This is a genomic window from Burkholderia sp. IMCC1007 (assembly GCF_027257875.1).
Lineage (GTDB): Bacteria > Pseudomonadota > Gammaproteobacteria > Burkholderiales > Burkholderiaceae > Burkholderia.
Genome location: NZ_JAPVQY010000003.1, coordinates 19,375 through 45,319, shown reverse-complemented (window position 1 = coordinate 45,319; position 25,945 = coordinate 19,375). Strand labels below are relative to the sequence as shown.

Sequence of the window (25,945 nt, the reverse complement as noted above, 5' to 3'; positions counted from 1 at the left end):
GGACATGAAAGAGAAGCTGCGAGTTGTATTGTCCGCATTGTGCGGATTGTTGCTGGGCGCGAGCCATGCTGCGCATGCCGAGGGCGAGTTGATGGTGTTTCCGGCCACGACGAAGGTGTTCAATGCGCACGAGCAGAAAGTGACCGTGAAGAACCTGGGTGACCTGCCGCTGTACCTGAACATCTCGGTACAGAAGGTCACCAATCCCGGCATCACGCCGGAGCAGAAAGTCGACTTGGGCGAACTCGAACGCCCGGGCATGCTCGCCAGTCCGGACAAGCTGACGCTCGGGCCGAGCCAGACGCGCGCGATCGTCCTGAAATCGCTGACGGAACCGGAGGCCGAGGAACTGTATCGGCTGTATATCGTGCCGGTCAGATCGCTGAAGGTCGACGATGCACCGAAAGACAAGATTACCGTGCCGATGTCGGTCGCGATCGGCTATGGCGTGCTGGTCCGGCACATGCCGCCGCCGGACAAGCAACGGTCCGGCTGGACGCATCGCTGCGAGAATGGTGGGCTGACGCTCGAAAATACCGGCAACATTCGCGAGGTGTTTACCGACGTCGTGTACGACCGGTCGAAACCGGCTCAAACGCTGGCCGTATTCCCGGGCACGCCGCAGCGTTTCGCGACCCGGCACATGACGTTACGCGTCGACGACAAGCCGGTCACGCTGGATTGTGGGGGATGAGCCGTACTCGAAGTTGGGTGCTCGGCATGCTGGCCGCGCTGTGCGCGACGCACGGCCATGCCGCCGGCGTGCTGAAGCTGTCGCGCACCGAGCTCACGCTCGCGCCGGGCAAGCCGGCCGGCGAGCTGTGGGCCGAGAACGTCGGCGATACGCCGCTCTATCTCGACGTCACGCAGCAGTGGGTCGCCAATCCAGGGCAAACCCCCGAGCGTCTCGTGCCGATCGAGGAGATGGACCGCCCGACCTTGCTGGCACAGCCAAGCCATTTGACCTTGGCGCCCGGGCAGAAATACCAGATGACGCTGAAGGAACTCGCTGCACCGCTCGAGGCAAAGGTCTGGCGGCTCACGTTTCGTCCTCGCGAACGTATTGCCGTCGACGCGGGTGATACAGGCCGTGCGGTCGCGCCGTTGTTTATCAGCGTGGGTTATGGCGTTGTCGTCTATCAGCTTGCGGGCGACAGACGATAAGCGGGTTCGAGGTGACAACCGGCCATCGTAGTCATCAAGTCGTACTGGCCGGATGATGTCGGTGCGACGAAGCAGGCATGCGGTTTAGCGCACGGTATAGCCGGCTAAACTGCTTTGACAGTGGATGGGAAAAATGAGAATTCAAACACGGGTATTCAAGTGGACCCAGACGTTTTTGCTGAGTGCTTTGCTCTCCATGCTTTCCGTCAGCGCATTCGCGTGGAGCCAACTGATCGAATCTCCGCTGACCAACGGATACGGCGCGTGTTCGTGGCAGGAGAACGGCGACGGAACCAGTACGCTCAGAGTGTCGATCAACTTCAAGGAGGCCGCCGGACATATCGGGAATGAGTGGCGTTTCTATTCGCGGGGAGTTTTGCTTTATACGTATGACAAGAACGGGACGATGAATCAGTCATCGTCCCCGGCAAAGACTGTCCGGATGAATGGGATTCCGTACAAGACCCTTTGGCTAGGGGGATGGGGCTACCAGATGTATACCGGGGGCACCAATTCGTGCGTGAACTGCGGGGGGCAATATCCGGAAGTTGCCCGGGAGTGGAAGCGGAGCGAAGCCTTTGTCGCGGACGTGGAAGTCGTCATTGACAATAGTGTCTTGTCGGATTGGCCCGCGCTTTCCATCCGGGCCGGCAATTCCACGAGCGGAGCCGACGTCGCGGATAGCTCGGGGGCCGCCTATCTCGGGCGCTTCGGAACCTCCAGCAACTGTGCTCTGGTCGATCCGGTGGTGCCGCCGCCGCCGCCAATCGGGATCCGCATGACCGCGCCCGACTGGAATCTCGGCGAACTGCCCGACGGGGATTCGGAAAAGGTCCTGTCGACCAACGCGGATCAACTCTGTTTCGCGTATCTCGGCTCCGCAGTCAGCGGCAAGAAGTTCGTGATCAATGCGAGCAACCTCAACGGCATCGTGGGGAACCGGTATCGGATGAAGAACGACAAGGACTCGTCGCAGCTCATACCGTACGACGTGACATTGGACAGCGGCTCGTCGACACTGCACTTGCCGAACGCGAACAACGCGGCGTTGTCGCTCGACAGCTCGGGCAGAACCTGCTTCTTTCCGACGTTCAGGACGACCGTGGATCGCGGCTTGAAAGACGGCGACTACAACGACGTTCTGTTTTTCACGGTCGTCACGAAATCGTAGGGGGCGGTATGAAAAAACTTATCCTGAATTGTTTGTGTGCTTGCCTGATGAGCGCATCGGCGATCGCATCCACGGATATCGTGGTGCTGGCCGGCAAGACCACCAGCAAGGTGAGCGCGCGCATCGTCAAGCCGAACAAGCTGATCGTGACCGACGACAAGGGCGGCTGGTTCGACAATGGGCTGGAGATGCAGCAGCTCGGTGGTTGGGATACACCGTACGACGTACAGGCACGCCTGAAGATCGTGTCGACCAGCGGTGTGTTCCAGGTGCGCCTCGATGCACCGTTGACGATCACGCACCAGTCGAACCCTGCGCTGGCATTTCGGACGCCCACCGTCAAACTGGGCGCCGAGGGTGGCGTGTCGAAGCCGATCGTGATCGGGCAGGGCGCGGAATTCAAGAATCCGGCACCGCCGCAGGCAGGCGCCGACTCGATCGGGTATTACACGCTCGACGTGTCCGCGTATCCGCCCGCAGGCGATTTCAAAAGCACGGCGGGAACGTACAGCGGCGTGTTGTCGATGACATTCGAGCCGGTGGTCAGAGCGCCCTGACGCCCGATACATCGTCGGTTTGCTTTCCGTGCCCGCGCAGTCGGCCGACGGGCAAACCGGGTGTAACTTGCCGCGCACAGCATCGAGACATGAATTCTTACCCATCCATTTTTTCGCACGCCGTTTTCGCGGCCATGCTCGCGATCCCGGTGTCGGCATCGGCCGTCATCGACATGCTTCCGAAGGAAGCGACGGTGGAACAAAAAAACCAGCCGATCACCCTCGTCAACAACGGCGATCACACCGAATACGTGAGCATCTCGCTGTCACGCCTGTTGAATCCGGGCGTGCCGCTCGACGAAGAGCGCCTCGAGTCCGTTGGGGACGTGACGAAGCCGTCACTCTATGCTTATCCGTTTCGGGTGAGTCTCGCGGCCGGGCAGACGAAGACCATCACGCTCAAGCCGCTTCGTCCTGTCGACACGGAAACGGTTTACCGCCTCGACGTGCAGCCGGTGGTCAAGCTGCTCGGCAGCGAACGCAGGAACGCGTCGGCCAACGTCGTCGTCAGCCTCGGGTTCAGCGGCCTGGTCCGCCAGTTGCCTTCGAAGGTCCGAGAAGGGCTCGACGTCACGTGCGATGGGGCGGGTGCCCGGCTGACGGCAACGGGGACTGTCCGCTATCACGTGGAGGGTGCGAAAGCAGACGGCCATGCTGTCGATGCGTTCAACGTCTATCCCGGCGTGCCGCTGCCTCTGGCGGGGCGCGTCGTGGAGATTCCTGGGCACCCTGCCTGTCGCGCGACCGTCGAGAAATAGCGCCGCTCCGATAGGGGTTCGTGCTGATCGCGTGATGATATGGGTACCGCGCGAGTCGACGGATCCATGACGCGCGAAGTGTCGAACGGAAAACCGTGCGGTTGGCTGCTTTTCGCCGTTGCGATCTTGTAGGCGGCAAGGGCTGAACTCACCAATTTTACTGTGCTGCCGGGCTTTTCTTTTTGCGTTTGCGTTCGACATTTACGTTCGACCCGCCACGCCCCTACTGTCTCCAGTTCGATCCGTGCATGTTGCGATACCCCATCGCGATGATCAGCCGTGCCGGCGTGTTGCTTTACAACTCGTGATCGGGCGGCATGTCGTTCAATATCGCATACAGCCAGTCGAACGTGACCGGTTGCAACGCCGGCAAAGCTTCCGATCCCTGTATTCGAAGATGCTGGCGGCAACCGGGACGATCTTCCCGATGGTTGGTTATCCGACATTTCGGGGTGTTCTTCATGGTGAAGTACGTGGTGTACGGTGAAAAACGACCGTAAATCCATCGGGCGCCACGCTGTTCTGCACCGGGACATCCACCCCCCCGCAATCACGAATGTATTGAGACCAGGCAAACAGGGTCGAGCTTGCGAAACGCAGAGGCGAGCGCTCATCGACCGGCCCCCTCGCTTGTTGCGCACTCACCTGTCGGCGGGCGGGGCAGGCCTGTTGCCCGATCCGCCCGCCCCGTAGCCAGCGGCCCGAAGGCCCCGGCTACGCGACAAGACCTCCAATCATCGCGTCAAGCGGATGACGCCGAGACTTTGCGCACAACGCTCAGGGTTTCACCGTCCCGTAGTTCAGACCGACCAGCGGACCATAAATCTGTCCGTATCCGGGCGTGACGTTGACGTGGCTGGTGGTCGACGAGCCATAGATGAAGCCGAAGTTACCGCCGGCCAGCCCGCCCAGCCTCGCGAATCGGCCGCCGGACACATTGCCGCTCGACGACGACGCGGTAATGACGCCGCCGACGTTGCCGACGAGGCCGCCCACCAGGCTGTCGTCGCCGCCCTTCGCGGAGCCTGTCGCGTTCGACCGATCGATCTTGCCCATCAACTGGCCGACGAGACCGCCGACATTGCTGTTTGCGCCGGCTTCGACGCTGCCCGATGCGCTCGACCGTGCGACGCTGCCGCGCGCGTTGACGCCGATCAGGCCGCCGGCCAGCGAGAGATCGCCGGCTTTCACGGCGCCGTTGGCGCGGGAGTCGGCAACGGTTCCGGCGTTTCGGCCGACGAGGCCGCCCGCTTCGCTGGCGTTGCCGGCAGTCACGCTGCCGTTGGCCTGCGATTGGCGCACGCTGCCGCTGTTCGTGCCCACCAAGCCGCCGGCCGTGCCGAACGTGGTGGCGATGATCGTGCCGTTGGCCGTCGACGTATCGATATCGCCGGTATTCGAGCCGACCAGGCCGCCCGCGCTGCTGTGGTCGCCGACCGTGACCTTCCCGTTTGCGCTCGATGCGGAGACGGTCGCCGCATTGATCCCGACGAGGCCGCCTGCCACGGCGTTCCGGCTGGTGAGCACGTCGGCGGATGACGATGATGCGGTAATGATGCCGTTATCGTCACTGATCCCGACGAGGCCGCCCGCGACCGCCCGGCTGCCCGTTGCGATGACCCTGCCGGTGCTCGACGAGCGTTCGATCCAGCCCGTGTTGAGGCCGACCAGCCCGCCGGCGGCGCCGTCGTGCATGGCGTTCACCTGCACGTCGGCACGGCTGTCGCGGATCGTCGCCACGACCGGCGCGTCGCCCAGCAACGTCATGTTCTCGCCGACGAGGCCGCCGATCGACAGCACGTCGGGACCGCCGCCGACGTAGCCGGACACCTTCGCATGCTCGATCGTGCCGCCGTAGTTCGCGCCGATGAGGCCGCCGATGTTTGCCGGCCCCCCGGCGGTGACGGTCACATTGCGCGCAGTCACATTGGAGATCGTGCCCGCGTTTATGCCCGCGAGCGCGCCGACGGATGTTGGAACGCCGTATACGGAGCCCGACGTGGCCACGCGGATGTTTGACAGCACGAGATTGGCGATGCGGCCGGCATTCTGGCTGAACAGGCCCACGGATGTGTGGGTCCTGTCGCTGATGGTCAGTTGGCCGATCGTGTTGCCGAGCCCGTCGAATGTGCCGGAGAATCCGAGGTCGCCGCCGATGGCGTGGAAGGCCGTGTTCGCGCCGTCGATCGTATTGCCGAGCACGTAGCGGCCACGCAGGTTCGCGTCGACGTTGCTCAGATCGGCGAGCGTGTGCAACACCTTGTAGGCATTGCCGTTCGAACTGTACGTTGCGTTTTGGCCCGACAGCGTGACGACGGCCTTGTCGCCCGCGAACGTATGGCCGTTGGTCGAGTCGAGTTCCAGATGCGCGTTGCGACCCGTCAGCTTCACCGCGTCGTTCACGCGAATGCCGTTGGCCGCGTCGACGATCAGGCTCGCATTCGTGCCGGTGGCCGACAGCGCTTGCTGCAGATTGACGTTGCCTTGCTTCGCGCGCAGCTTGAGCGCGGTGTCGCCGGTCCACGCGACGGGGCCGCTCACGGTCAGATCGTTCCGGGTATTGACCAGTTCGACGTTGGTCGTATCGAGGTTCTGTCCGAGCGTGCGCGCGTCGATCGAACGGCCGGCGAACTGGACGTCGTTGCCGGTGCCCGTTCCCGTGTTGCCGTTGATGTTGCTGTTGCCGTTGAAGCCTCGCGTATTCGCCGTGGGCTGATCGGCCGCGACGCCGGCATTGGCCGCTTCGAGCGTCCAGATGCCGGTCTGGCCGTTCGCACCGCGCGTGTCGACGCGCGTGCCGGCGGCCACGTTGACCTGTTCGCCACGGGTGATCACGTTGCCGCCTGCGCCCGATCCGGCGCTCGCATCGAGCTTGCCGGCGACGTTGACGGTGCCGCCGTCGAGCGTGATCCGGCCGCCGCGCCCGACGAGGCCCTTCGCCTCGATCGTGCCGGTGTTGTTGACGACCGCATTCAGCAGGTTGCCGGCCGCGCGGGCCGACATCAGCACTTCGCCGCCATCGGCCTTCAGCAGGCCGCCGTTGCTTGCCTGCGCATCGATCGCGCCGCCTTCGACCTGCAGGCTCAGCAGATCGTTGCCGTCGAAGTTGACCTTGAACGCATTGCCGGCGCCGAGCGCGACGCGGCCCATCCGGGCCTGGATCACGCCGTTGTTCGACACGCGCGCGCCGAGCAGCGCGACGCTGCCGCCGTCGGCGGCGGTGATGCGCCCGTTGTTGACGACCGACGCGCCCGACTGGCCGGTGAAGCGATAGTTGCCGGCGAGGAAATCGGCATCGGAGAGGTTTTGCGTGGAGGCGACGAGGCCGCCGACGTTGAGCTGTGCGCCCGACCCGAACAGCACGCCGTTCGGGTTGACGAGGAACACCTTGCCGTTCGCGTCGATGTTGCCGTGGATCTGGCTGCCGTTGTTGCCGATCACGCGGTTCAGTGCGATGGACTGCGTGCCGGGCTGATGGAAGGTGACCCGTTCGCCGGCGGCGACGTCGAACGCCTGCCAGTTCGTGACGAGCTTGTCGGTGTGCTGGTTGATGGACATCGACTTGCCGTTGGTGTCGCGAAGGATGTCGGCCTTGCCGGCGGTGATCGTTTCGCCGACGGGCAGCGCGAACGCGGGTAGCGCGGCGAGGCCGAGCAGCGAGACGGCGGTCGCGGCGAGGCGTTTGCCGCCGGCGGATTTGCCGTGCCGGCGCGCGGTTTCCCCGACGGCGCTCCAGCATTGTCGGGTCTGGTTCCAGACCAGTGCGTAGGTCTTGTTCATAAGATCGTTACCTTCCGGATGAGTACCGGGAAAACGTTTCGTATTGGTACGTATGCCTAACGAAACCGGAAAGGCGAAAGCGCGAAGCTTCCACGCTTTCGAAAATGCGGGCGGCGAGGCCGCCCGCGCGACTGGCGGACCGGCCGGTTGCGCCGGCCCGCGCATTCTGTGCCGCTCAGAAATACTGCGCGGCTTGCAACCACACGCTCGGCGACCGGGTCGCAGACGCGACCGGATCGGCACGGCCGAGCGGTAACGCGGCGGTCATGCTGACTTGCCGGCGCGTGCCGAACCAGCTTGCGCCGACGCCGACGGCCGATAACTGCACGGTATTGCGTTCGCGCGACCACGGCTGCTTGTTGAGCTGCACGCGGCCGGTATCGGCGAACGTGCTGAGCTGCCAGCCCGGCCCGACGAGGTAGCGCAATTGCGCGCTCGCCTGCCAGCCCTGGTCGCCGTTGCCCGCGCCGAGCGCGTACGCGCGTACGCCGTACGGGCCGCCGAGATTGAATTTTTCGGCGGAATCGAGATTGCGCGACGCCAGTTGCGCGCTGAATTGCGTGTAGAACTGCAGCCGTGCGCTGATCGCCTGCAGGCGCAGTGCGCTGACGTTCAGCTTCGTGAAGCGGCCGATCGAGTGGACGAGCTTGTTGCCCCCGAGTGCGTCGTTGCCGTGGAGCCGGCCGATGCCGAGCGTCGCCGAGAAGCCGGTACGGCCCCCGCCGCCGATGCCGTCCTGGCTGTTGCCGCTCAGCCCGATGCTCCACAGGTCGACGGTCTTGTCGCTGACGAGGTCGACCGCGCGGTAATCGTCGCGGCCGTGCTTGTTCTCATAGACGAGTTGCGCGTCGATGCTGGCCCGCCGGCTGCGCAGCAGCGGCTGTGTGACGAACGCGGAGCGCACGTCGGCGCTGCCGCGATAGCCGAGCGGCTTCAGGCTGCCGCCGAGCCGGTAGTTCATGTCGGAGTACGCGATGCCGATACGGGTCGATGCAGGGCCGACCGGCAGTTGATATGCCGTGCGGTAATAGCGCTGATGGGTGTTGCTCGTGAGGCCGCGCAGCGAGAAGCGATCGCCCAGCCGCAGCGGCGAGTTGATGTCGACGCTGCCGGTCGCGCGGTAGCGGCCGCTCAGCGAGTCGCCGAAGTTGTCGAGTTCGAGCGACCCGCGCGCGAACGGGGCCGCCTCGGCGTCGACCACGAGATCGGTCGTGCCGGGTTCCTCGCCCGCGCGCAGCGTGCCTTTGGCCACGACGCCGGGCATTTCGTCGAGCAGCATGAGGCTGCGCTCGAGCGCGGCGCCGTATGCGACGGCGCCCGGTTGCAACGCGGTGAGCGGTTGACGCAGCGCGCGATCGATCACGCGCGAGCGGTTGTGCAGTTCGATTTTTCCATACCGGCCTTCGACGATCGCGATGCGGACGACGCCGTCCTCGATGTCTTGGTGCGGCAGATACGCGCGGGCCAGCACGTAGCCCTGTTCGCGGTAGTACGCCGTGATGCGTGCCGTGGCTTGCTGCAGTTCGCCGAAGCTCAATTCGCGACCGGTGAGATCCGCGAGCAGGCTGTCCAGTCGTGCCGCTGGAATGGCAGTGGCGCCTTCGATGGCGAAGGCGCGGACCTCGACGCGCGGGCCTGTGTCGTCGTGTGCCGAGGGTTCGGGCGCGGCCGGCGCGATGTCGAGCTCCGGACGGGGGGCGGCCGGTAGGGTCGGGCGGACGGCTTCGATGTCGCGAATCGATTGACCGGCACTGGGCACCTGCTGCGCGTAGGCGAAACGGGGGAGCAGCAGCGTGGCGACGAGGCATGCGGCGTGGCGCGCCGCGATGCGTAACGCACGGGTATCGCGGCGCGCCGCGCCGGGCATTGCCGGCGGCGACCCTGGAGGCGTGTTCGCAATGAATGCAGACATGCCGGCGATTGCCGACGCTCGTGTGCGACGAATGATTCGAATACTCCACCCCGGCAAAAAGTATGGACCGGTCGCGGGTTCTCGTGCCGGTCTATCGATATGGTCGGAAATATTACGAAAGGGTTTCGCGCAAAGATATTGAACAAGTACTAGCTCGCCTCAAAAAACAGTCTGTCTTGCCTGAAATTGGGGCGCGACACGTGTTCGGGGTGCCATGGCCGCGGCGGGCTACGGTGCAGCACGGTTCGGTATGGCATGCATGGATGCGCGTAGCGCTCGAGGCTGAGCATTTCTGCAGGTCGGCGTAAGAGGGGACGAGCGGGATGGCAGTGCGATTGTTTGGTTTGACCATCAGCGCATCTTGGTGAAAGTGGACGGGATGGCAGGGAAATAGGACGAAGAATGTTTCTATGCAAATTTGTTTAGTACGCGTCCGATTCAAAACGCAGGTACTGCGCTGGTGGCCAAAGGCTGGATTGGTGACTCGTTCTGCACGATTTTCGATTCAGCGTTGATCGCCATTTCGATCGCGGGAACGCCGGTGTTGTTTACTCGGATCGGCTGGTACGGCGATACCGGAAGTCGAGGGAGGCGGCGCCGTATATGGCTGGCACCGGCCGCGCCTGCCGTTACGCAGTGCGTTGGCGCCGTAATCGTCAACGCGTTGTGGCAATGCTGATCAAGTCCACCCCTCATGGCCGTCATGCGCTATAGCGTGGACATGCCTAGAGCGCATGTTGCTAGTTAATTTGTGGGGTTTCGCGAACCGGAATGGCCATCTTCATCGATGATTCGGAAAGCTTACGCATACGGTATCGCGATCAGTCGCGTTTGCACGGCTTGATCAGCGTTGCCTTAAGGCACTCAGCATCGGCTTTTCGATCCAGGCGTGGCACGCGTAGCCGGACACGCACACGGCAGCCATGATCACGACGGCTGCCGCCAAGTCGCGCGGCGTATCGAGTCCGGCATGCAGGTTGCCGATACGGGTGGCGATGCCGATCACGTACGGATGAAGCAGATAGATTGAATAACTGGCCGCGCCAAGTGCTGCGATCAACCTGTTGCTGACCGATCGGCCGTTCAGATCGAGTGCGACGAGCGCGACGATCAGCACGCCGGCCGGCAAGCCGTATCCCGCGACGCGAGCGAGCCCTGTCGGTGTGTCGCAACAGAGAGGCTGAAGCAGTGCGATCGCCGCCACACTCGCGGCGATGAGCCCGATCCCCACGCGCGGCGTGACGCGACGCGCGATACCGGCCGCGAGTGCGCGATGGGCCAGCACGCCAAGACCGAATTCGAGCACGATCGGCTGCCCGAGATGATCGGCTACGGCACTTGGCGTGCCACGGACGGCCACGTAGAGGCAGAACAGCATGAGCAGCAGCGCTGCGAGCGCGGTCGCGTGGCGGCGGCGTATCAGCAGGAGCGCGAGCGTCACCACGACATAGAACAGCATTTCGTACTCGAGCGTCCAGCCGTTCAGGTTCAGCGGACCCCAATGCCCGTTTTCCTTCAGATAAGGCATGAACAGCAACGACTTGACGAGATAGTCGACCTGCGCGGTCGTCGAATTGAGCCAGTGCGGCTTCCACATTGCGATCGCGTACACGCCGAGCGTCGTCAGCCAGTACAGCGGCACGATCCGTATCAGACGCTTGCGCAGGAACGCACGGCCTTCGCGTGGCGCGACCTGCGACATGATGAAGCCGCTGATCACGAAGAACACGTCGACGCCGGCCTGCCCGAACGGCAGCACGTTCATGTGATAAGCGACGACAGCGAGCGCCGCAAAGGCGCGCGCACACTGGATGCTCGGAAAAAAAGCACCGGGGCGGTCGAGTGCGTTCATGCGGAATGACGGGGAAGGTGCTGCGGTTGACGGGGCGCGTGACGCGTCGCGGTCGATGTATCGTCAGGCGGCACGCGGTGCGCAGCTGGGCCGGCCGGCATCGTGCGCGGTGTTCGCGAGGCGGGCGGCAGGCGTGCCGCGAACTGCATCGCACAGAACAGCGCAACGCTCGACAGGTGGCGCGTATAGCTGCCGAGATCGGGCTCGAACAGCATCGACACGGCGATGTGGCCGATGACGAGACACGCGAGCACGTCGGCAGCCGGTCGCACGCTGCCGCGCCCGCTCCGCCATACGGCCGCCAGCGCGATCCAGACGAACACCTGCATCGCGATTTCCTTCGGCCCGGGCATGAACAGCACCGGCAGGTTCAGCCGCAACACGCCGTACGCGTAGTTCACGCAGAACGCGATGAACGAATCCGGCGACAACGGGTTGTGAAAGCTGGTGCGGGCACCGAATGGCGAACCGTATGCCAGGTAGTCGGCGGCCATGTCGCGCGGGTGCTGCAACAGGTAGTACACGTCGTTCGGCAACAGCAGCAGTGCAACCGGCAGGACGAGCGCCAGCGATGCGTTGATGCGCCACGATGCGCGCCGGACCAGCAGCGCGACGATTGCGACTGCCAGGATCACCGTGAAGTAGCCACGGACGAGCATCGCGTAGCCGCCGTACAGCGCGGCGGCGGCAGCGAGCGTCGCGACCGTCGAGCGGCGTTGCGCGATGCCGGTCAGCACGATCGCCATCAGCACGACGATCGTGTCCTTGCTCGCGACGAACAGATTGAAGAACACGCACGGCGCGAGCAGCACGACGCATGCCGCCAGGGTGCCGACGCGCTTGCCCTGGCCGATCACGCGCCAGATACATAGCGCGCCGACCGCGGCGACGAACAGGTGCGTGCCGGTCGTGCCGAGCGCGGCGTAGAACTTCGCCACCGCGTCGAACGACGTGCCTTCGTACGTGTTCGCGCCGCCGATCTGGCTCTGGATTTTCTCGGCGTCGCGAAACACGAACTCCGGCAGGAAGGCCCCGGCCTTTGCATAGACGAGCCAGTACGCGAGCACGGCCAGCACGGCGAGGGCGCGCGACATGCCGCGGCTGAGCCGCGGGCCGGTGCGCAGCAGGTTATCGAGCATGCGACGGCCTCCCGACCGGGCGTTCGGCGTGCATGGCCCGCGCGCGGCGCACCACGATCAGCGCGAGTGCCGCGGCGATGGCGATGCTGGCCGCCAGATGCGCGAGCGCAGCGCCTTTGGCGCCGGCCGCGTCGATCAGATACAGCGCGACCGGCACATCAAGCAGCGCGAGCCCGGCAATCGCGGCCAGCACGATGCCGCCGGCGCGCAGCGCGATTGCCGCGCTCCACAGTACATCCGTGGCCGCACGCAGTACGAACGACGCGAGCAGTACGGCGAGCAGCACGATCTGGCCCGCATCGGCCGGTTGGTGCGCGAGCGCGAACAGCTCGCGATGCGCGCCGACGATGCCGGCCGAGACGACCAACGTTACGACGGCGCTTGCCGCTACCGCGTACAGCGTGCGCCGCAGGAAGGCATCGGGCGCGTCGCCGAGCGTGCGGACGAGGCGCGGGCCGGCCGTGACGACCACGGTCGCGAAGGCGATGGTCTGCACGGCGTTCGCGATCGACCACGCGAACACGTACCGGCCGAGCGCGTCGGCGCCGATGCGGCCGCCGGCGATGAAGCGTTCCGCGTATTGCAGCGACGACAGGATCACGGCGGCCGCATAGAATGGCAGACCGTGCTGCCAGACGGTACGCATATGCCGCGGACGTTGCACGCAGTCGGACATTCGACCGCCGCACATGCGCTTGGCACAGGCGTCGATTTTTCGCCACGCGACGGCGACGACGGCAGCGTTGGTCGCGATCCACAGCACGAACACGGCCTCGATCGAATGCAGTGCACCGGCGAGCAGGCCGGCGCAGGCGAGGCCGGACCAGACGCCGGTCCGCACGAACAGCAGGGCGGAGCCGGCCTGTGGACGATGCAGCGAGAACAGCCAGCCGTTGACCTCGAACGCGGCGTGTTCGGACAGGGCGACGACGAGCACGCACCACGCGAGCGGCGTCGACAGCGCGAACCGGTCGAGCAGCGCGACGACCGCATCGCTCGTCATCGCGACGGCGAACGATGTGGCGATCAGCAGATACAGCGCGCCGTAGCCGATGCTCAGCGTGCGAGCGGCATCGATCGCGGCCAGCGGGCTGCTTTCGCTCAGCCGGCGGTTGAGTTCGGGGCCGAAGCCGAGACCGAGCGCCTTCGATGCGATCACCGACGCGGCGACCGCCAGCCCGTACGCGGCGAGCGCGTCGAAGCCGAGGGCGCGTGCGATGACGATCGTGAGCGCGAACTTCAGACCGAGCGCGGCGAACCGGAGCAGGATGCGCGTCAGCATCGCGCCGTCCCGCCAGCTGGAAGGGCGGCGCGCAGCGCGTCGATGACGCACGCACGTGCCGTGCGCACGGGTGCCAGGCCGGCGCTTGCGGCGGACCAGAACGCGGCCGGCGCGCCGGCCGCGAAGAGCGTGTCGACGACGCGCGCCGGATCGAAGTCGGCCCCGTTGACGACCCAGTTGTCGAGCCGCAGGTCCGAATACGCACCGAATCCCTTGCGTTCGTAGCTGATGTGGAAGGCCGGCACGCCGTGCAGGATCGATTCCAGCGCGCCGTGCAGCCGGACCGATACGGTGGCGTCGGGCCGGTCGTGTTCGAGCAGCGTCTTGAACGGAACGAGGCCGTCCCGGATGCCGAGGTTGCGATAGTAGGCAAGGTCGTCGTTTCCGCGTCCGGCGCTCTGGACCGCGAAGCTGACGCGGCACGATGCCCGAACCCGTTCGACGAGCTGCATGATCGACGCGTCATAGCGGGCCCGTCGCGCATGGCTCCACGCAGGCGCGCGGCGCAGCACGAACGCGACATGACGGATCGGCGCTTTGGCGGACGATGCGCGTCGGAGGATCGCGTCGTGGCGATGAGCGAAGTCGAGCACCGCGAGATCGGGAGCGCGTCGTACGTTCGGATGCGCGGCCAGACACGCGGCCGAGCGATCGTCGCGCACGAACACGGTGTCGAACGATGCGAGCAGCGCCTGCAAGTGCGTGGCGACCGGCCGTGCGGACAGCACGGGGCCGATGCTCTGCGGCAGATAGACGGCCGGCTTGCCGGACGCGCGGGCGGCGCGCATCTGTAACAGATGTCCGGCTTCGAGCTTGAGCGCCTCGATCGCATTGCGCGCACGCAGGTAGCCGCCGCCGACGCCCACGATCAGGTCCGCTTTGTCGAGGCGCTCGCGTAGCGGGCGCAGCCGGGCGTTCGTGCGCACCGGCAGTACGGCGCCGGCTGCGCCAGCGAGTCGATACCAGCCGCGCTCGGCGAGCACGGGCGCGGCGAGGACGTCGTCGTAGTCGGGGAACGACGCGGGGTCGGCTGCGACGATCGACACGCGGGCTGCGGCGCCGAACGCCTCGCGCAACAGTCCGACGGACAGGTCGACGAGCAGGCCGTCGCCCGAGTTGCGCGTGCTGTAGGCGTGCAGCAGCGCGATGTGGGGAGCGGCGGTCATGCGGTTTTTCCTTGTGCGGCGAGTGCGCGATAGAGGTCGAGGGTGCATCGGACCATCGTCGCGGCGGAGAAATCGTCGAGGGCTGCCGCGCAGTTCGCGCGCATGCGCTCGCGCCGCGCCGCGTCGTCGACGAGCGCGACGACGGTGTGTGCGAACGACGTCGTGTCGTCTTCGTTCGGCACGACGATCCCGATGCCGTAGGCATCGACCAGCTCGGCCGCGCCGGCCACCCGCGATGCGACGATCGGCACGCGCGCGGCCATCGCTTCGAGGCAGACGTAGGGAAACCCTTCGTAGCGGCTCGGCAGCGCGAACAGGTCGAAAGCGGAGAAGTAGCGGCTCGCGCGCTCGACGGCGCCCGCGACCTGCAGGGTCGGGGGCACGTATTCGGCGTCGGGGCCTGCCGCCGCATGGAAATCGCCAGGGCCGATCGCGACGAACTGCACGCTGCGGCCGCATTGGCGATAGACGCCGCGTGCGATCCGGACGAGCCGGTCGACGCCCTTCTGATGATCGAAGCGGCCCACGAAGCCGACGACGAGCGTGTCGTCGCGCAGACCGAGCGCCTGGCGCGCGTCGTGGCGCGGCATCGTGTGCGGCGGCGCGACGCCGTTGACGATCGTCGTCACGCGCCGGGCGGGGATGCCGAGCGCGTGTTGCAGATGCTGCGCTTCGTCATGCGATACGGCGATGATCCGGTGCGTGCACAGGCGGCCGAGCAGCCGCTCGATCGTGCCGTAGAAACGACGCTGGAATGCGGTCAGCGATGGATTGAGCGTGTAGACGGCATGCGGCGTATAGACGTGCCGCCACGGCCCGATACACAGGCGGGCGATCGCGCCGGCTTTCGAGCTGTGGCTGTGCACGATATCCGGACGGATCTGCAGCAGGCAGCGATACATGCGGGACACGGCCAGCGCATCGCGCCAGCCGACGGCGCGACGCATCGGCACGCGATGCACGCTCGCGCAGCGGCACAGCACCCGTTCGTCGAGGATCCTGCCGTCGAAGCGCGCCCCGTCGGGCACGATCAGATGCAGCTCGACGTCGTCGGATGCGCTCAGGCCGTCGATCAGACTGGCGAGATGAACGGCAACGCCGCCGCCCGCCGCTTCGGCGACGAGCGCGATGCGCAGCCGTGACGTGCGAGCGGCCCGGGTTTCCGTGATGACGGGCGGCGCCGGCGCATGACGTGCTTCGGCGGCGGCCGTGCGTTCGAGGTGGCGGATGTCGCTCATCGCTCACCTCCGCGCCGGAATCGGGATCCGACGACATGCAGCGCGCGCCGGATCGACGCTGCCGTACCGCCGCGCGACGGCGCATAGCGGTAATGCGCGTAGTGATACGCGCCGTGGCGGGAACCGTAACGCCCGGTGCGCGGGTCGACGCCGTTGAGCACCACGCCGCTCGCGGCCACCCCGTTATGCGCGAGGCGGCGGACGGCTTCGCCGAGTTCGGAGACGCGTGTCGATGCCGCGCGAGCGGCGAGCAGCACGGTGCCCGCGTGACGGCCGAGCGCGACCGCGTCGCTCACCGCGAGAATCGGCGCCGTGTCGAGCACGACGAGGTCGTAGCGGGCCGACAGGGTGTCGAGCAGCGCCGCGATGCGATCGTCGGCGAGGCATTGCGCCGGATGCTCGGGCATCGAGCCGGTCGCGATGAAGTCGAGATTCGGCAGCACGTTCCGATGGATCGCGTCTTCGGGTGCGACGGCGCCCGACAGCAGTTCGGCGAACCCCGGTTCGCGCGGGATGCCCAGCGATTCATGCAGACAGCCCTTGCGGAGATCGCCGTCGACGAGCAGCACGCGTTCCCCGCCGGCTGCCAGCAGCGCCGCGAAATTCGCCGCGACGAACGACTTGCCGGCGCCGGGCACGGGGCCGGTCAGCAGCAGCACATTGTTGCGCGCGCGCTGCATCGCGAAGCGCAGCGCGGTGTGCAGGCTGCGCAGGCTTTCGATCGCGGGATCGTGCGGATCGAGCGCGCTCAGCAGATGTGGCGCAGGCAGGCGCTGCGCGATGCGCCGGGCGACCCGCCGCTGACTGGCGGAGGCGGGAACGGTCGCATAGACGTCGATGCCGAGATGTCGCTCGATCTCGTCGGCGTTGCGGACGCCGCCGAACAGGTAGTCGCGCGCGAACGCAAGCGCGATGCCCAGCGCGAGGCCGATCAGCGCGGCTGCTGCGACGACGACCGGGCGGTTCGGCCGGACGGCGTCCTCCGGCACGATCGGCATGTCGACGATCCGCACGCTGCCGGTTTTGCCGGCCTTGACCAGTTCGAGCTGCTGCGCATTGGCGAGCAGCGCCGTATAGAGATCCGTGTCGACCTTGACGTCGAGCATCAGCCGCAGGGCGTCCTGCTGAAGATCGGGCAGGCCGCGGACGCGGTGTTCGAGTGCCTGCTGTTCGCGCCCGAGCGTGGCGATCTGCCTGTCCAGCGCGACCATGTCGGGATGGCCCGGGGCAAAGCGCGACGCCATCTCGTCGCGCTTTTGCTGCAGTTCGAGCTGGCGTGTCGCGGTGTCGGCCGATTGCTGCAGAAGCAGCTTCGCTTCGGCGTCGAGGTCGATCGTGCCGTGCGCGTTGCGCAGGTTCGTATAGCGCTGCTCGGCGCCTTGTAACTGCTTCTTCAGTGCCGGCAACTGTGCGTTGAGGAACGACAGCGACTGTGCGGCGTCGGCGGATTTGCGCTCGATATGCTGACGGATGTAGTGGTTCGCGACGGCTTTCAGTTGCGTTTGGATGCGTTGCGGGTCGGGGCCGCGCAGCGTCGCGACGATCACGCCCGACTGCTTGATCTTTTCCTGCACGTCGAGCCCGCGGCGCAGCGTGTCGATCGTCTCGGCGCGCGATTCGCGCACGAGCGTGAACCGCGTGCCCGGATGCGCATCGATGCGCGCGACGTCGACGGCAATCGGGCCGTCGCTCGTGTCGAAGGTCTGCGGGCGGCCGATCGTGCCGACGACGGGCGCGGGGAGCGCTGCGCCGGAGAGCCGGTAGCGGCCGCCGTCGAGCATCGACAGTTCGAAGCGCTCGCCTTCGAGCGGCTTCGGCACGTCGAAGCGCGCGAGTTCGGCCGATTCGTCGCCCCACGCATAGCCGCCGAGGCCGAACACGCCGGGGCTGGCGAGCCCCGGATTGAAACGCGATGCGAATTCGCCGACGATGGGGAAACGCTTCGGCTGCACGCTGATGTAGCTGCGCAATTCGTCGACGGCGCGCGTGACGACGAGCCGCGATGCAAGAATCTGGGCTTCCGCGGCCGCGCTCGACTTGACGTCGAACAGCGACGATACGTTGCCGAGTACGCTGTTGGCCGCGGATGTGTCGGGGCTGTCCTCGACTTGCACCATGATGTCGGCCTGGTACTGGCGCGGGGCGAGGAGCGCATACAGCGCGCCGGCGCCGAAGCAGGCCGCGGCGACGACGCCGATCAGCCAGCGCTGCGAAACGAGCACGTCGAGCGCGCCGGCGAGATCGAGCTCGGCGTCGCGCTCGTGCCGATGCTCGTGAGAGGGGGTAGATGTCATCGGTCCGGTTCGGAAAGCGGGGAAGGGGAAGAGGGCGGCGCCGCGAGACGCGCGCACCACGCGTCGACGCCGCGCTCGATGAGCCGCAGGCTGTGCTCGAACGACGTTCGCGGACCGAGATACGGGTCCGGCACGTCGAAGCCGGTCGGTTGGCTGCCCGACGGGTCCGGCAGGCCGAGCCTGAACACGCGGCCGCGCAGCGCCGGTACGCGTTGCTCGAGCCAGCGCTTCTGCGCGAGGTCCATCGTCAGGATCAGGTCGGCGCGCGTACCGAGCGCAGGCGGCAGGCGGCGCGAGCGATGCGCGGCGATGTCGACGCCGTGCGCGCGCATCAGGCGGATCGCGTGCGGGTCGGCCGGCTGGCCGTCGCGCGCGCCGATGCCGGCCGACTGCACGTCGATGCCGGGCAGGCGCGCGCGAAACAGTGCCTCGGCCATCGGGCTGCGGCACAGGTTGCCGATGCACACGACGAGCAGGGTGGCGACGGGCGTCATTTGACGGCGAGCGCGGCGGTGGCGCTGGTATTGACGCCCGGCAACAGCAGGCTGAGCACGCGGCTGAAGCGCACGAGACCGTTGCCGTCGACATAGACGATGTCCTTCGGCTGCAGTTCGAACTCGTTGGCGAGCACCATCGACACCGGCGAGCGCGCGTCGAGATGGAACACCTGCGGGTCGCTCGTATCCGAGCCGCGGATCACGAACATCTGCGCGGCGTCGGCCGTGCTGGCGTTCACGCTGCCGGCCTGCGACAGCGCTTCGGACAGCGTGAGGCGCCCGTCGCGCAGCGGCACCGCGCGTGCCGGTTTGTTGACTTCGCCCATCACGTACACGCCGTAGTCGCTGCGGGCCGGCACGTGCAGGAGATCGCCGGCCGCAAGCACGACGTCGGCCGGGTTGACGCCTTGTCGCAGCATCCGGCTCAGGTCGAGCGAATAGGTCTCGCCGTCGCGCACAAGCGTCATGCGGCTCTGGTCGGCGGTCTGGCTCAGGCCGCCGGCGCGGCCGAGCGCTTCGTAGAGCGTCATCGGCACGTCGTTGACGGGCTGTGCGCCGGGCGTGCGGACCTCGCCGTCGATGTAGACCTGTTGCGAGCGAAACGATGCGACGCGCAGCGTCACCTGCGGGTTCCGGTAGACGCGCGACAGCGCCGCGGCGATCCGGGCCTGTGCGGCGCCGGCGGTTAGCCCTGCAACCGGCACGCTGCCCGCGAATGGAAACGACAGGTTGCCGCGCGGATCGACGACGAAGCCGGTGACAGGGTCGGCCGCGCGTGGTGTGCCCTGCGGCGCGGCGCCCTGCGCGGCGGCCAGCTCCGGGTGATCCCATACGGTGACTTGCAGCACGTCGCCCGCGCCGATCCGGTACGGGCCGGCCGGGGCAGTCAGCCGGTCGGCCTGCGTGCCCTGCAGGCGCGCGACCTGCGCATCGAGTTCACGGATCAGGCCGGCGTCGATCTGCTGGATCCGGAACGGCAGCGCGCCGTCGGCCGTGTCGGACGCGGTGCTCATGCGCATGCCAGGCGCGAACGCGCAGGCCGACAGGGCGAGGCAAAGCGTGGCGGTCAGCAGCACCCGCACGCCGGACGGGCGCGCGAATCCACTTCGCTCATTCGGTACGGTTTTCATCTGTAATCCTTATCGAAGTTCGGTTGGCGAGAAAGCGGGGCGCGTGCGTATCAGTACGCGTTGCTGTGGGTCCAGCCGTGTAGCACGGTGGCGACGACGATGCGCATGTCGAGCGCGAACGACCAGTTGCGCAGGTAGTGGAGGTCGGCTTCGACGCGGCGCTGCATCTTCTCGACGCGATCGGTTTCGCCGCGCAGGCCGTTGATCTGCGCCCAGCCCGTGATGCCCGGCTTCACGCGATAGCGATGGATGTAGCCGTCGACGATCTGCCGGTACAGGTCGTCGTGTTCGAGCGCATGCGGACGCGGGCCGACGACGGACATCTCGCCGCGCAGCACGTTGATGAACTGCGGGAGCTCGTCGAGGCTCGTGCGGCGCAGGAAGGCACCGATGCGCGTAATGCGCGGATCGGCGCGGGTGGCCTGCCTGACCGAGCCGTCGCTGTCGTGGAGCCGCATCGTGCGGAACTTGAGGATCGTGAACGCCTTGCCGTTGGCGCCCTTGCGCTGCTGCCGGAACAGCACTGGCCCTTTCGACGACAGCCGGATCGCCGACGCGATCGCGAGCAGCAGCGGTGCGGCGCAGGTCAGGACGGTCGCCGCGAACAGCCGATCGAAGACGGCCTTCTGCAGCAGCGCGCGCGACGACAGCGGCGATGCGACGAGATTGATCGCAGGCGCACCGACCAGGTCGATCATTTCGCCGTTGAACATCACGAGCCTGCTGACGTCCGGTACGAGCCGGATGTTGACGAGATCGTCGCGGAACGCATCGAGCACGGTCATCACGGTGCGCGCCTCGTCGATCGGTAACGCAAGCCAGACTTCTGGAATCGCGCGTTCGCGGACATGCTGCGCGAACGCGTCGAGCGAGCGGAAGGACGGTACGTCGGCGCTGCCGCGTGTCACGAGACCGAAGTCGAGTGTGGCCGCCGCGCGAAAGCCCGCTGCGGGCAACTGGTCGATGCGCTCGAGCAGCGCGTCGCGATGCGTACCTGCCCCGACGACGGCGACGAGGCGATCGCCGTCACGAGCGCGGGCGATCCGGTCGAGCGTCGTACGGGCCACGAGCCGCGATCCGACCAGCGCGAGGCCGCTCGTGACGGTCCACAGCAGGTGCCAGTACGGCGAAACGTTCAGTTCGGGCGGAAGCGCCAGCATCACGAGCGCCGCGCCGGCCTGCGCGAGCAGCCAGGTGAACGCGGTGACGGCCGCCGTGCGGTACTTCGACCGGGCGGGTTGCGCGTGGTAAAGCCGGAATACGGGGAACAGCATCAACGCGAACGTCGCCGCACTGGCCACGTTCGCGAGTTCGGGCGCCGCACCGGCTTTCGATGCGGGCAGAATCAGCGCGGCGGCCAGCGCGCCGGCCGAAATCAGGACGACGTCGGATACCCGTGCAATTGATCCACCGGCGTTCTGCGGCGCGGGGGCGCGTCGTGCTTCGAAAGACGTATCCATACCCAGTTGCTACCTTCTGTTTGACCCAGCGCCGGTTGTCGTCCGGATTCGGCGCGCACGATCGTGCAAACGGCGAGTGCCGGATGCGATGACTTCATTGCGCGGAATTGACAATCGATGGACGGTGACGCTGCTTGACCTGCTGTCGGGCGGATGCGCTGCACCGACACTTGGAGAAATCGCGTCGCATGGCGCGAATGTTTGCTAAACGTTGCGATCGAATTGACCGGGTCAATTTTCGGTAAGTGGGGTACCGATTTAAATAGAACGACTACTAAATAGATGATCAGAAGCGTCGTACGCGTACGAATGATTTCGAATTAATCCGCATCCTCATATTTTTCTGACGAGAAAGTCGGAAGCGCCGCGAGCAGGCGACGGGATGGGCGCGTGCGCGTGAACGTAGCGGGAAGGCGCGCAGGAAGGGGGCAGGGGAATATGCGCAGGATGCGCCGAATCGCACAATGACTGCGGCCCGATACGGACAATCGCCGCTCGGGCCGGCTTCACCTCATGGCGCACGCGAACGCACGCCAGACCAACATCGATCGGACCTCAGCCGTTGCGGAAGAGCTCCGAATACGCGCTCAACGCCGGCACCCCGCCGAGATGCGCATACAGCACCTTCGACCCCGGCTCGAACTCCCCGCGGCGCACCTTGTCGATCATCCCGTGCATCGATTTCCCTTCATAGACGGGATCGGTCAGCATGCCTTCCAGCCGTGCGCACAGGCGAATCGCGTCCAGCGTGCCGTCGTTCGGCAGCCCATACTCGGGCCCCGCATAGCGCGTGTCGAGCACCACGTCGTGTGCGCCGATATCGCGGCCGAGGCCGACCAGTCCGGCCGTATGCCGCGCGATGCGCGTGATCTGTTCGTGCGTGCGCTCCGGCGTCGCCGACGCGTCGATGCCGATCACGCGATCCGCGCGTCCGTCGGCCGCGAAGCCGACGACCATCCCCGCCTGCGTGCTGCCCGTGACCGAGCAGACCACGACGTAATCGAACTTGAACCCGAGTTGCGCTTCCTGCTCGCGCACTTCTTCCGCGAAGCCGACGAACCCGAGGCCGCCGAGCGGATGTTCGGAACATCCGGCCGGAATCGGATACGGCTTGCCGCCGGCCTGCCGCACGCCTTCCATCGCTTCTTCCCAACTGCGGCGAATGCCGATGTCGAAGCCGTCCGATACGAGCCGCACGTCGGCGCCCATCATTCGCGACAACTGTATATTGCCGACGCGGTCGTACACCGGATCCTCGTAATTGACCCAGTGCTCCTGCACGAGCACGCACTTCATCCCGAGATGAGCGGCGACGGCCGCGACCTGGCGGGTCTGGTTCGACTGCACGCCGCCGATCGACACGAGCGTGTCGGCGCCCTGCGCGAGCGCGTCGGGGATGAGGTATTCGAGCTTGCGTGTCTTGTTGCCGCCGAACGCGAGGCCGCTGTTGCAGTCCTCGCGCTTCGCATACAGCTCGACCTTGCCGCCGAGATGCGCGCTCAGGCGCTTGAGCGGCTGGATCGGCGTCGGGCCGAACGTGAGCGGATAACGGGGGAAACGTTGCAGATTCATCGACAAGCTCCGAAGGGCAGTGGGCGGGAAATCGGATCGGTCGGGCGTGGTGTGCGGCCCGTGTCCCGATGGAAAAATGATAGGCAGGACCGCGCGAAATGAGCTTGCGAAATAAATCGCGAAGACTTACGTTATCGATGAGATATGGACGAACGGAATAATTTCGATTCGTGAAACTGACTGGAGACGCAATGAAATTAGATCGCAGTAACGCAGCGCCGGCCGACGCCGCGCCGGTGCTCGATCGCATCGACCGCGCGATCCTGCGGCAGTTGCAGCAGGACGCGTCGATCTCGAACGTGAGTCTCGCCGCGAAGGTGAAGCTCAGTGCGCCGGCGTGCCTGAGGCGCGTCGAGCGATTGAAGGAAATGGGGTTGATCCGCGGCATCGTCGCGCTGCTCGATCCGAAGCCGCTCGGTGCGGGGATGCTGGTCGTGATCGGATTCGTGCTCGACCGATCGACGCCGGAGGCGTTCGCCGAATTCGAGAAGGCCGCGCAGAAAGTGTCGGGATGCGTCGAGTGCCACGTGGTGACCGGCGAGTTCGACTACTTCATGCTGGTGCGCACGCGCGACAACGAGAGCTTCAACCGGCTGCACGCCGATCAGTTGCTGTACCTGCCCGGGGTGCGGCAGGTGCGCTCGTTCATGGTGCTGAAGGAGATTCTGTCGACGCATGCGCTGCCGGTGTAGCGCATGGTGATGGAGCAGAGTTTGTTCGCCGTTGTGCAGGGAGCTCGCCGGATTCAGCGCATGGGGGCTCGCATGCCGCGTCGTAGGCGACGCAATGGACGTACGAACCGGGGAAATTCATGCGGCAATATTCAAAACCTCCATCGAGTGCCACCGAGGAAGCGCCCGCATTTGCTTGACGGCATAAATTGCTCAGTCGCTCCTGAGTCATTCTTTGCTGGCGATACGATCGTCGAACGCCGCAAATACCTCGGCCGCCCAATCCACGAACACTCGTACCTTGACGTTCAGGTGACGATTCGGAGGGTACACGATGTGTACCGGGTGACGCGGGCGCTCCCAGTTCTTCAATAGTTGGCGCAATGCGCCTGTCTTGAAGTGAGGCTGGGCAATGTACTTGAACGTCTGCCCAACGCCCAACCCGGCGAGCAGACCGGTTACATGCGCCGTGCTTTCGTTCACCACTATGTTCGACTGGCCGTGAACCTCGATCTGGTTACGACCACGCCCGAACAGCATCGGAAATACCTTACCGGTAAGCGGTGACGAGTTGCTGTAGATCACGTGCCCTTGCTCGAGCTGCTTCGGGTGCGTTGGCGTGCCGTATTTTTCAATGTAGGCGGAGCTCGCACAGGTCACATAGTCGAATTCGGCGATGCGGCGCGCAATCAGCGTCGACGTGGTCAAAGCGTTGCCACGGATCACGCAGTCGACGCCGTCACCGATCATATCCGCGTTACGGTCACTCACACCGAAGCTGAGTTCGATGTCCGGATACCGCGACTGAAAGGTTTGCATCGCAGGAATGAGTATCGTGTTGGCGAGGATCGACGGTACGTCGATTCGCAGCCGCCCCTTGGGCTGCGCCCGTTCGTTGGCCACGAAGCTATCCATCTCGTCAACATCCTCGATCACCCGAATGGCGCGGTCGTAGTATGCGGCGCCTTCCGGCGTAACAGAAACCTTGCGCGTGGTTCGATGCAGCAGCTTTACGCCCAGGTGAGATTCCAGCTCCTGGATCACCTTCGTCGCCGTGGAGGGCGGCAACTTGAGTGATTCCGCCGCTTTGATGAACGTTCCGGTATCGGCAATGCGCGCAAAGACTCGTAGTGCGAGCAGCTGATCCATCGCACACCTCCTCGAAAGAATCGGCAATTGTGCCTGCCGAGACACAATGCGATTATTCACGCCCGGAAATTATGAAATCGCAAATCGCCTATTTATTCAAGCATCGGCGCCGTCTATCGTGCATCTTTGTGCGACCGCACGGGAGGCCGACTACGACGCGATCATCGTCGGGTCGCCGACACGCTTCGGGCGCCTCTCGTCGCAGGTGGCCGCGTTCCTGGACCAGGCCGGTGGCTTGTGGATGAAGGGTGCCCTCAATGGCAAGGTCGGCGGTGCGTTCACGTCGACCGCCACCCAACACGGCGGGCAGGAGGTCACCCTTTTCTCCGTCATCGCCAATCTGCTGCATTTCGGCATGACCATCGTCGGCCTGCCTTATAGCCATCAGGGGCAGATGACACTGGACGAGATCGTCGGCGGTTCGCCATACGGCGCCACGACCATCGCCGGCGGACAGGGTCAACGCCAGCCCCGCGCGATCGAGCTGGCCGGCGCGCGCCATCAAGGCGAGCTGATCGCCAGGACTGCCAGCAAGCTGTTTGATTGACCACTTGCCTTCGCAGCGCAGCCAGGCGGTGTCGCGCACACGTGACACTCCCGCGCGCGCGACGCGCCTGAGCGTATAGAGATCGAATTGTCACCGGCGACGGTACCCGACTATTGCGCACCACCCTCCACCCAATTCAACGAGGAGATCACCAATGACCAGCACCGTTGCCGCTCTCACGCACGTCAATCTCGACGTCTTTGCAGAGAACGATCCAGTCCGCCGCCGAGCGCTTATCGACCAGCATTACGCGGAGGACGCCGTCTTCTATGATCCCAACAACGGCGTGCACCGCGGCCGTGATGCGATCGATCACATAGCAGGGGTGATCAAGGCGACACACCCTGACTTCAGGTATCAGCCCATTGCTGAAGTCGACGTGTCTGGCGAGGCCGGTCGGGTGCGCTGGGTTTCGGGCCGTCCTGGCGACGAGCCGGAATACGCAGGAACCGACATCGTTGTCGTCAGGGACGAACAGATCGCCGCGATCTACCTCTTCTTCGACAAGCTGGCGTGATTCGAGCCGATATTCCGCTTGGCGCTCGGGGAAGTCCGAATCGTCTCGTCCCGCATACGCAACAGACAGAATCAGACAGCGCCCGGTGC

Annotated in this window: 21 protein-coding genes; 8 read left to right on the top strand and 13 right to left on the bottom strand. The window is 65.7% G+C overall.

Translation table 11 applies throughout. The annotated features are described in order from the left end of the window. The first annotated feature begins 4 nt into the window (after positions 1 to 4). From O1Q03_RS04285 to O1Q03_RS04265, 5 genes are all read left to right on the top strand, one after another. Entirely contained in the window at positions 5 to 694 is a 690-nt protein-coding gene (locus tag O1Q03_RS04285; protein WP_269501795.1) for a pilus assembly protein, read from the top strand. A 26-nt stretch (positions 695 to 720) separates the two neighbouring features. Next, on the top strand, positions 721 to 1,164 hold the full coding sequence (locus O1Q03_RS04280; protein WP_332112510.1) for a hypothetical protein: 444 nt from the start codon (positions 721 to 723) through the stop codon (positions 1,162 to 1,164). Positions 1,165 to 1,297: 133 nt separating this feature from the next. After that, complete coding sequence (locus tag O1Q03_RS04275) at positions 1,298 to 2,335, top strand: hypothetical protein (RefSeq protein ID WP_269501793.1); 1,038 nt, start codon at positions 1,298 to 1,300, stop codon at positions 2,333 to 2,335. 80 nt (positions 2,336 to 2,415) lie between these two features. Continuing rightward, positions 2,416 to 2,892, top strand: a complete 477-nt coding sequence (locus O1Q03_RS04270) for a hypothetical protein (RefSeq protein ID WP_269501791.1) — start codon at positions 2,416 to 2,418, stop codon at positions 2,890 to 2,892. Positions 2,893 to 2,981: 89 nt separating this feature from the next. Beyond that, complete coding sequence (locus O1Q03_RS04265; protein WP_269501790.1) at positions 2,982 to 3,650, top strand: hypothetical protein; 669 nt, start codon at positions 2,982 to 2,984, stop codon at positions 3,648 to 3,650. A gap of 777 nt (positions 3,651 to 4,427) precedes the next feature. On the opposite strand, the gene O1Q03_RS04260 is transcribed toward O1Q03_RS04265, so the two are convergent. The 12 genes from O1Q03_RS04260 to O1Q03_RS04205 form a co-directional block, all read right to left on the bottom strand. Then, complete coding sequence (locus O1Q03_RS04260) at positions 4,428 to 7,430, bottom strand: two-partner secretion domain-containing protein (protein WP_269501789.1); 3,003 nt, start codon at positions 7,428 to 7,430, stop codon at positions 4,428 to 4,430. 175 nt (positions 7,431 to 7,605) lie between these two features. Beyond that, complete coding sequence (locus tag O1Q03_RS04255) at positions 7,606 to 9,342, bottom strand: ShlB/FhaC/HecB family hemolysin secretion/activation protein (protein WP_269501787.1); 1,737 nt, start codon at positions 9,340 to 9,342, stop codon at positions 7,606 to 7,608. 844 nt (positions 9,343 to 10,186) lie between these two features. Continuing rightward, positions 10,187 to 11,194, bottom strand: coding sequence for an acyltransferase family protein (locus O1Q03_RS04250; RefSeq protein ID WP_269501786.1), 1,008 nt, complete (start codon positions 11,192 to 11,194; stop codon positions 10,187 to 10,189). Beyond that, positions 11,191 to 12,333 (bottom strand): hypothetical protein, encoded by a 1,143-nt coding sequence (locus tag O1Q03_RS04245; RefSeq protein WP_269501785.1) that lies wholly within the window; start codon positions 12,331 to 12,333, stop codon positions 11,191 to 11,193. The genes O1Q03_RS04250 and O1Q03_RS04245 overlap by 4 nt, the downstream gene beginning before the upstream one ends. After that, the gene (locus O1Q03_RS04240; protein ID WP_269501784.1) at positions 12,323 to 13,615 is read right to left on the bottom strand and encodes a lipopolysaccharide biosynthesis protein; all 1,293 of its coding nucleotides are present in this window, start codon (positions 13,613 to 13,615) and stop codon (positions 12,323 to 12,325) included. Before O1Q03_RS04240 ends, O1Q03_RS04245 begins: the two co-directional genes overlap by 11 nt. Beyond that, on the bottom strand, positions 13,609 to 14,781 hold the full coding sequence (locus O1Q03_RS04235) for a polysaccharide pyruvyl transferase family protein (protein ID WP_269501783.1): 1,173 nt from the start codon (positions 14,779 to 14,781) through the stop codon (positions 13,609 to 13,611). The genes O1Q03_RS04240 and O1Q03_RS04235 overlap by 7 nt, the downstream gene beginning before the upstream one ends. Then, positions 14,778 to 16,019, bottom strand: coding sequence for a glycosyltransferase family 4 protein (locus O1Q03_RS04230; protein WP_269501782.1), 1,242 nt, complete (start codon positions 16,017 to 16,019; stop codon positions 14,778 to 14,780). The genes O1Q03_RS04235 and O1Q03_RS04230 overlap by 4 nt, the downstream gene beginning before the upstream one ends. Continuing rightward, a complete protein-coding gene (locus O1Q03_RS04225; RefSeq protein ID WP_269501781.1) occupies positions 16,016 to 18,313 on the bottom strand; it encodes a polysaccharide biosynthesis tyrosine autokinase in 2,298 nt (765 codons plus the stop codon). The genes O1Q03_RS04230 and O1Q03_RS04225 overlap by 4 nt, the downstream gene beginning before the upstream one ends. Beyond that, positions 18,310 to 18,807, bottom strand: a complete 498-nt coding sequence (locus O1Q03_RS04220; RefSeq protein WP_269501780.1) for a low molecular weight protein-tyrosine-phosphatase — start codon at positions 18,805 to 18,807, stop codon at positions 18,310 to 18,312. Before O1Q03_RS04220 ends, O1Q03_RS04225 begins: the two co-directional genes overlap by 4 nt. Then, positions 18,804 to 19,940 (bottom strand): polysaccharide biosynthesis/export family protein, encoded by a 1,137-nt coding sequence (locus O1Q03_RS04215; RefSeq protein ID WP_269501779.1) that lies wholly within the window; start codon positions 19,938 to 19,940, stop codon positions 18,804 to 18,806. Before O1Q03_RS04215 ends, O1Q03_RS04220 begins: the two co-directional genes overlap by 4 nt. A 50-nt stretch (positions 19,941 to 19,990) precedes the next feature. Continuing rightward, the gene (locus O1Q03_RS04210; RefSeq protein ID WP_269501777.1) at positions 19,991 to 21,400 is read right to left on the bottom strand and encodes an undecaprenyl-phosphate glucose phosphotransferase; all 1,410 of its coding nucleotides are present in this window, start codon (positions 21,398 to 21,400) and stop codon (positions 19,991 to 19,993) included. Between the two features lie 555 nt (positions 21,401 to 21,955). Further along, complete coding sequence (locus tag O1Q03_RS04205; protein ID WP_269501776.1) at positions 21,956 to 22,972, bottom strand: 1-aminocyclopropane-1-carboxylate deaminase; 1,017 nt, start codon at positions 22,970 to 22,972, stop codon at positions 21,956 to 21,958. A gap of 191 nt (positions 22,973 to 23,163) precedes the next feature. Between O1Q03_RS04205 and O1Q03_RS04200 the strand changes: the two genes are divergently transcribed. Further along, positions 23,164 to 23,664: an Lrp/AsnC family transcriptional regulator gene (locus O1Q03_RS04200; RefSeq protein ID WP_269501774.1), complete on the top strand. Its 501-nt coding sequence runs from the start codon at positions 23,164 to 23,166 to the stop codon at positions 23,662 to 23,664. Positions 23,665 to 23,871: 207 nt separating this feature from the next. Here O1Q03_RS04200 and O1Q03_RS04195 read toward each other — a convergent pair whose 3' ends face one another. Further along, a complete protein-coding gene (locus tag O1Q03_RS04195; protein WP_269501772.1) occupies positions 23,872 to 24,792 on the bottom strand; it encodes a LysR family transcriptional regulator in 921 nt (306 codons plus the stop codon). 46 nt (positions 24,793 to 24,838) lie between these two features. Here O1Q03_RS04195 and wrbA point away from each other — a divergent pair, with 46 nt between their 5' ends. Continuing rightward, positions 24,839 to 25,339: an NAD(P)H:quinone oxidoreductase gene (gene wrbA / locus O1Q03_RS04190; protein ID WP_269501771.1), complete on the top strand. Its 501-nt coding sequence runs from the start codon at positions 24,839 to 24,841 to the stop codon at positions 25,337 to 25,339. A gap of 154 nt (positions 25,340 to 25,493) precedes the next feature. Then, complete coding sequence (locus tag O1Q03_RS04185) at positions 25,494 to 25,856, top strand: nuclear transport factor 2 family protein (protein WP_269501770.1); 363 nt, start codon at positions 25,494 to 25,496, stop codon at positions 25,854 to 25,856. Positions 25,857 to 25,945: the final 89 nt, after the last annotated feature.

Excerpts from the sequence above, each read along its gene's own strand:
- O1Q03_RS04230 (WP_269501782.1), bottom strand. The coding sequence starts at position 16,019 with ATGAGCGACATCCGCCACCTCGAACGCACGGCCGCCGCCGAAGCACGT.
- O1Q03_RS04235 (WP_269501783.1), bottom strand. The coding sequence starts at position 14,781 with ATGACCGCCGCTCCCCACATCGCGCTGCTGCACGCCTACAGCACGCGC.
- O1Q03_RS04185 (WP_269501770.1), top strand. The coding sequence starts at position 25,494 with ATGACCAGCACCGTTGCCGCTCTCACGCACGTCAATCTCGACGTCTTT.
- O1Q03_RS04245 (WP_269501785.1), bottom strand. The coding sequence starts at position 12,333 with ATGCTCGATAACCTGCTGCGCACCGGCCCGCGGCTCAGCCGCGGCATG.
- wrbA (WP_269501771.1), top strand. The coding sequence starts at position 24,839 with ATGCGATTATTCACGCCCGGAAATTATGAAATCGCAAATCGCCTATTT.
- O1Q03_RS04210 (WP_269501777.1), bottom strand. The coding sequence starts at position 21,400 with ATGGATACGTCTTTCGAAGCACGACGCGCCCCCGCGCCGCAGAACGCC.
- O1Q03_RS04215 (WP_269501779.1), bottom strand. The coding sequence starts at position 19,940 with ATGAAAACCGTACCGAATGAGCGAAGTGGATTCGCGCGCCCGTCCGGC.
- O1Q03_RS04280 (WP_332112510.1), top strand. The coding sequence starts at position 721 with ATGCTGGCCGCGCTGTGCGCGACGCACGGCCATGCCGCCGGCGTGCTG.
- O1Q03_RS04275 (WP_269501793.1), top strand. The coding sequence starts at position 1,298 with ATGAGAATTCAAACACGGGTATTCAAGTGGACCCAGACGTTTTTGCTG.
- O1Q03_RS04240 (WP_269501784.1), bottom strand. The coding sequence starts at position 13,615 with ATGCTGACGCGCATCCTGCTCCGGTTCGCCGCGCTCGGTCTGAAGTTC.
- O1Q03_RS04255 (WP_269501787.1), bottom strand. The coding sequence starts at position 9,342 with ATGTCTGCATTCATTGCGAACACGCCTCCAGGGTCGCCGCCGGCAATG.
- O1Q03_RS04225 (WP_269501781.1), bottom strand. The coding sequence starts at position 18,313 with ATGACATCTACCCCCTCTCACGAGCATCGGCACGAGCGCGACGCCGAG.
- O1Q03_RS04200 (WP_269501774.1), top strand. The coding sequence starts at position 23,164 with ATGAAATTAGATCGCAGTAACGCAGCGCCGGCCGACGCCGCGCCGGTG.
- O1Q03_RS04195 (WP_269501772.1), bottom strand. The coding sequence starts at position 24,792 with ATGGATCAGCTGCTCGCACTACGAGTCTTTGCGCGCATTGCCGATACC.
- O1Q03_RS04285 (WP_269501795.1), top strand. The coding sequence starts at position 5 with ATGAAAGAGAAGCTGCGAGTTGTATTGTCCGCATTGTGCGGATTGTTG.
- O1Q03_RS04250 (WP_269501786.1), bottom strand. The coding sequence starts at position 11,194 with ATGAACGCACTCGACCGCCCCGGTGCTTTTTTTCCGAGCATCCAGTGT.
- O1Q03_RS04205 (WP_269501776.1), bottom strand. The coding sequence starts at position 22,972 with ATGAATCTGCAACGTTTCCCCCGTTATCCGCTCACGTTCGGCCCGACG.
- O1Q03_RS04220 (WP_269501780.1), bottom strand. The coding sequence starts at position 18,807 with ATGACGCCCGTCGCCACCCTGCTCGTCGTGTGCATCGGCAACCTGTGC.
- O1Q03_RS04260 (WP_269501789.1), bottom strand. The coding sequence starts at position 7,430 with ATGAACAAGACCTACGCACTGGTCTGGAACCAGACCCGACAATGCTGG.
- O1Q03_RS04265 (WP_269501790.1), top strand. The coding sequence starts at position 2,982 with ATGAATTCTTACCCATCCATTTTTTCGCACGCCGTTTTCGCGGCCATG.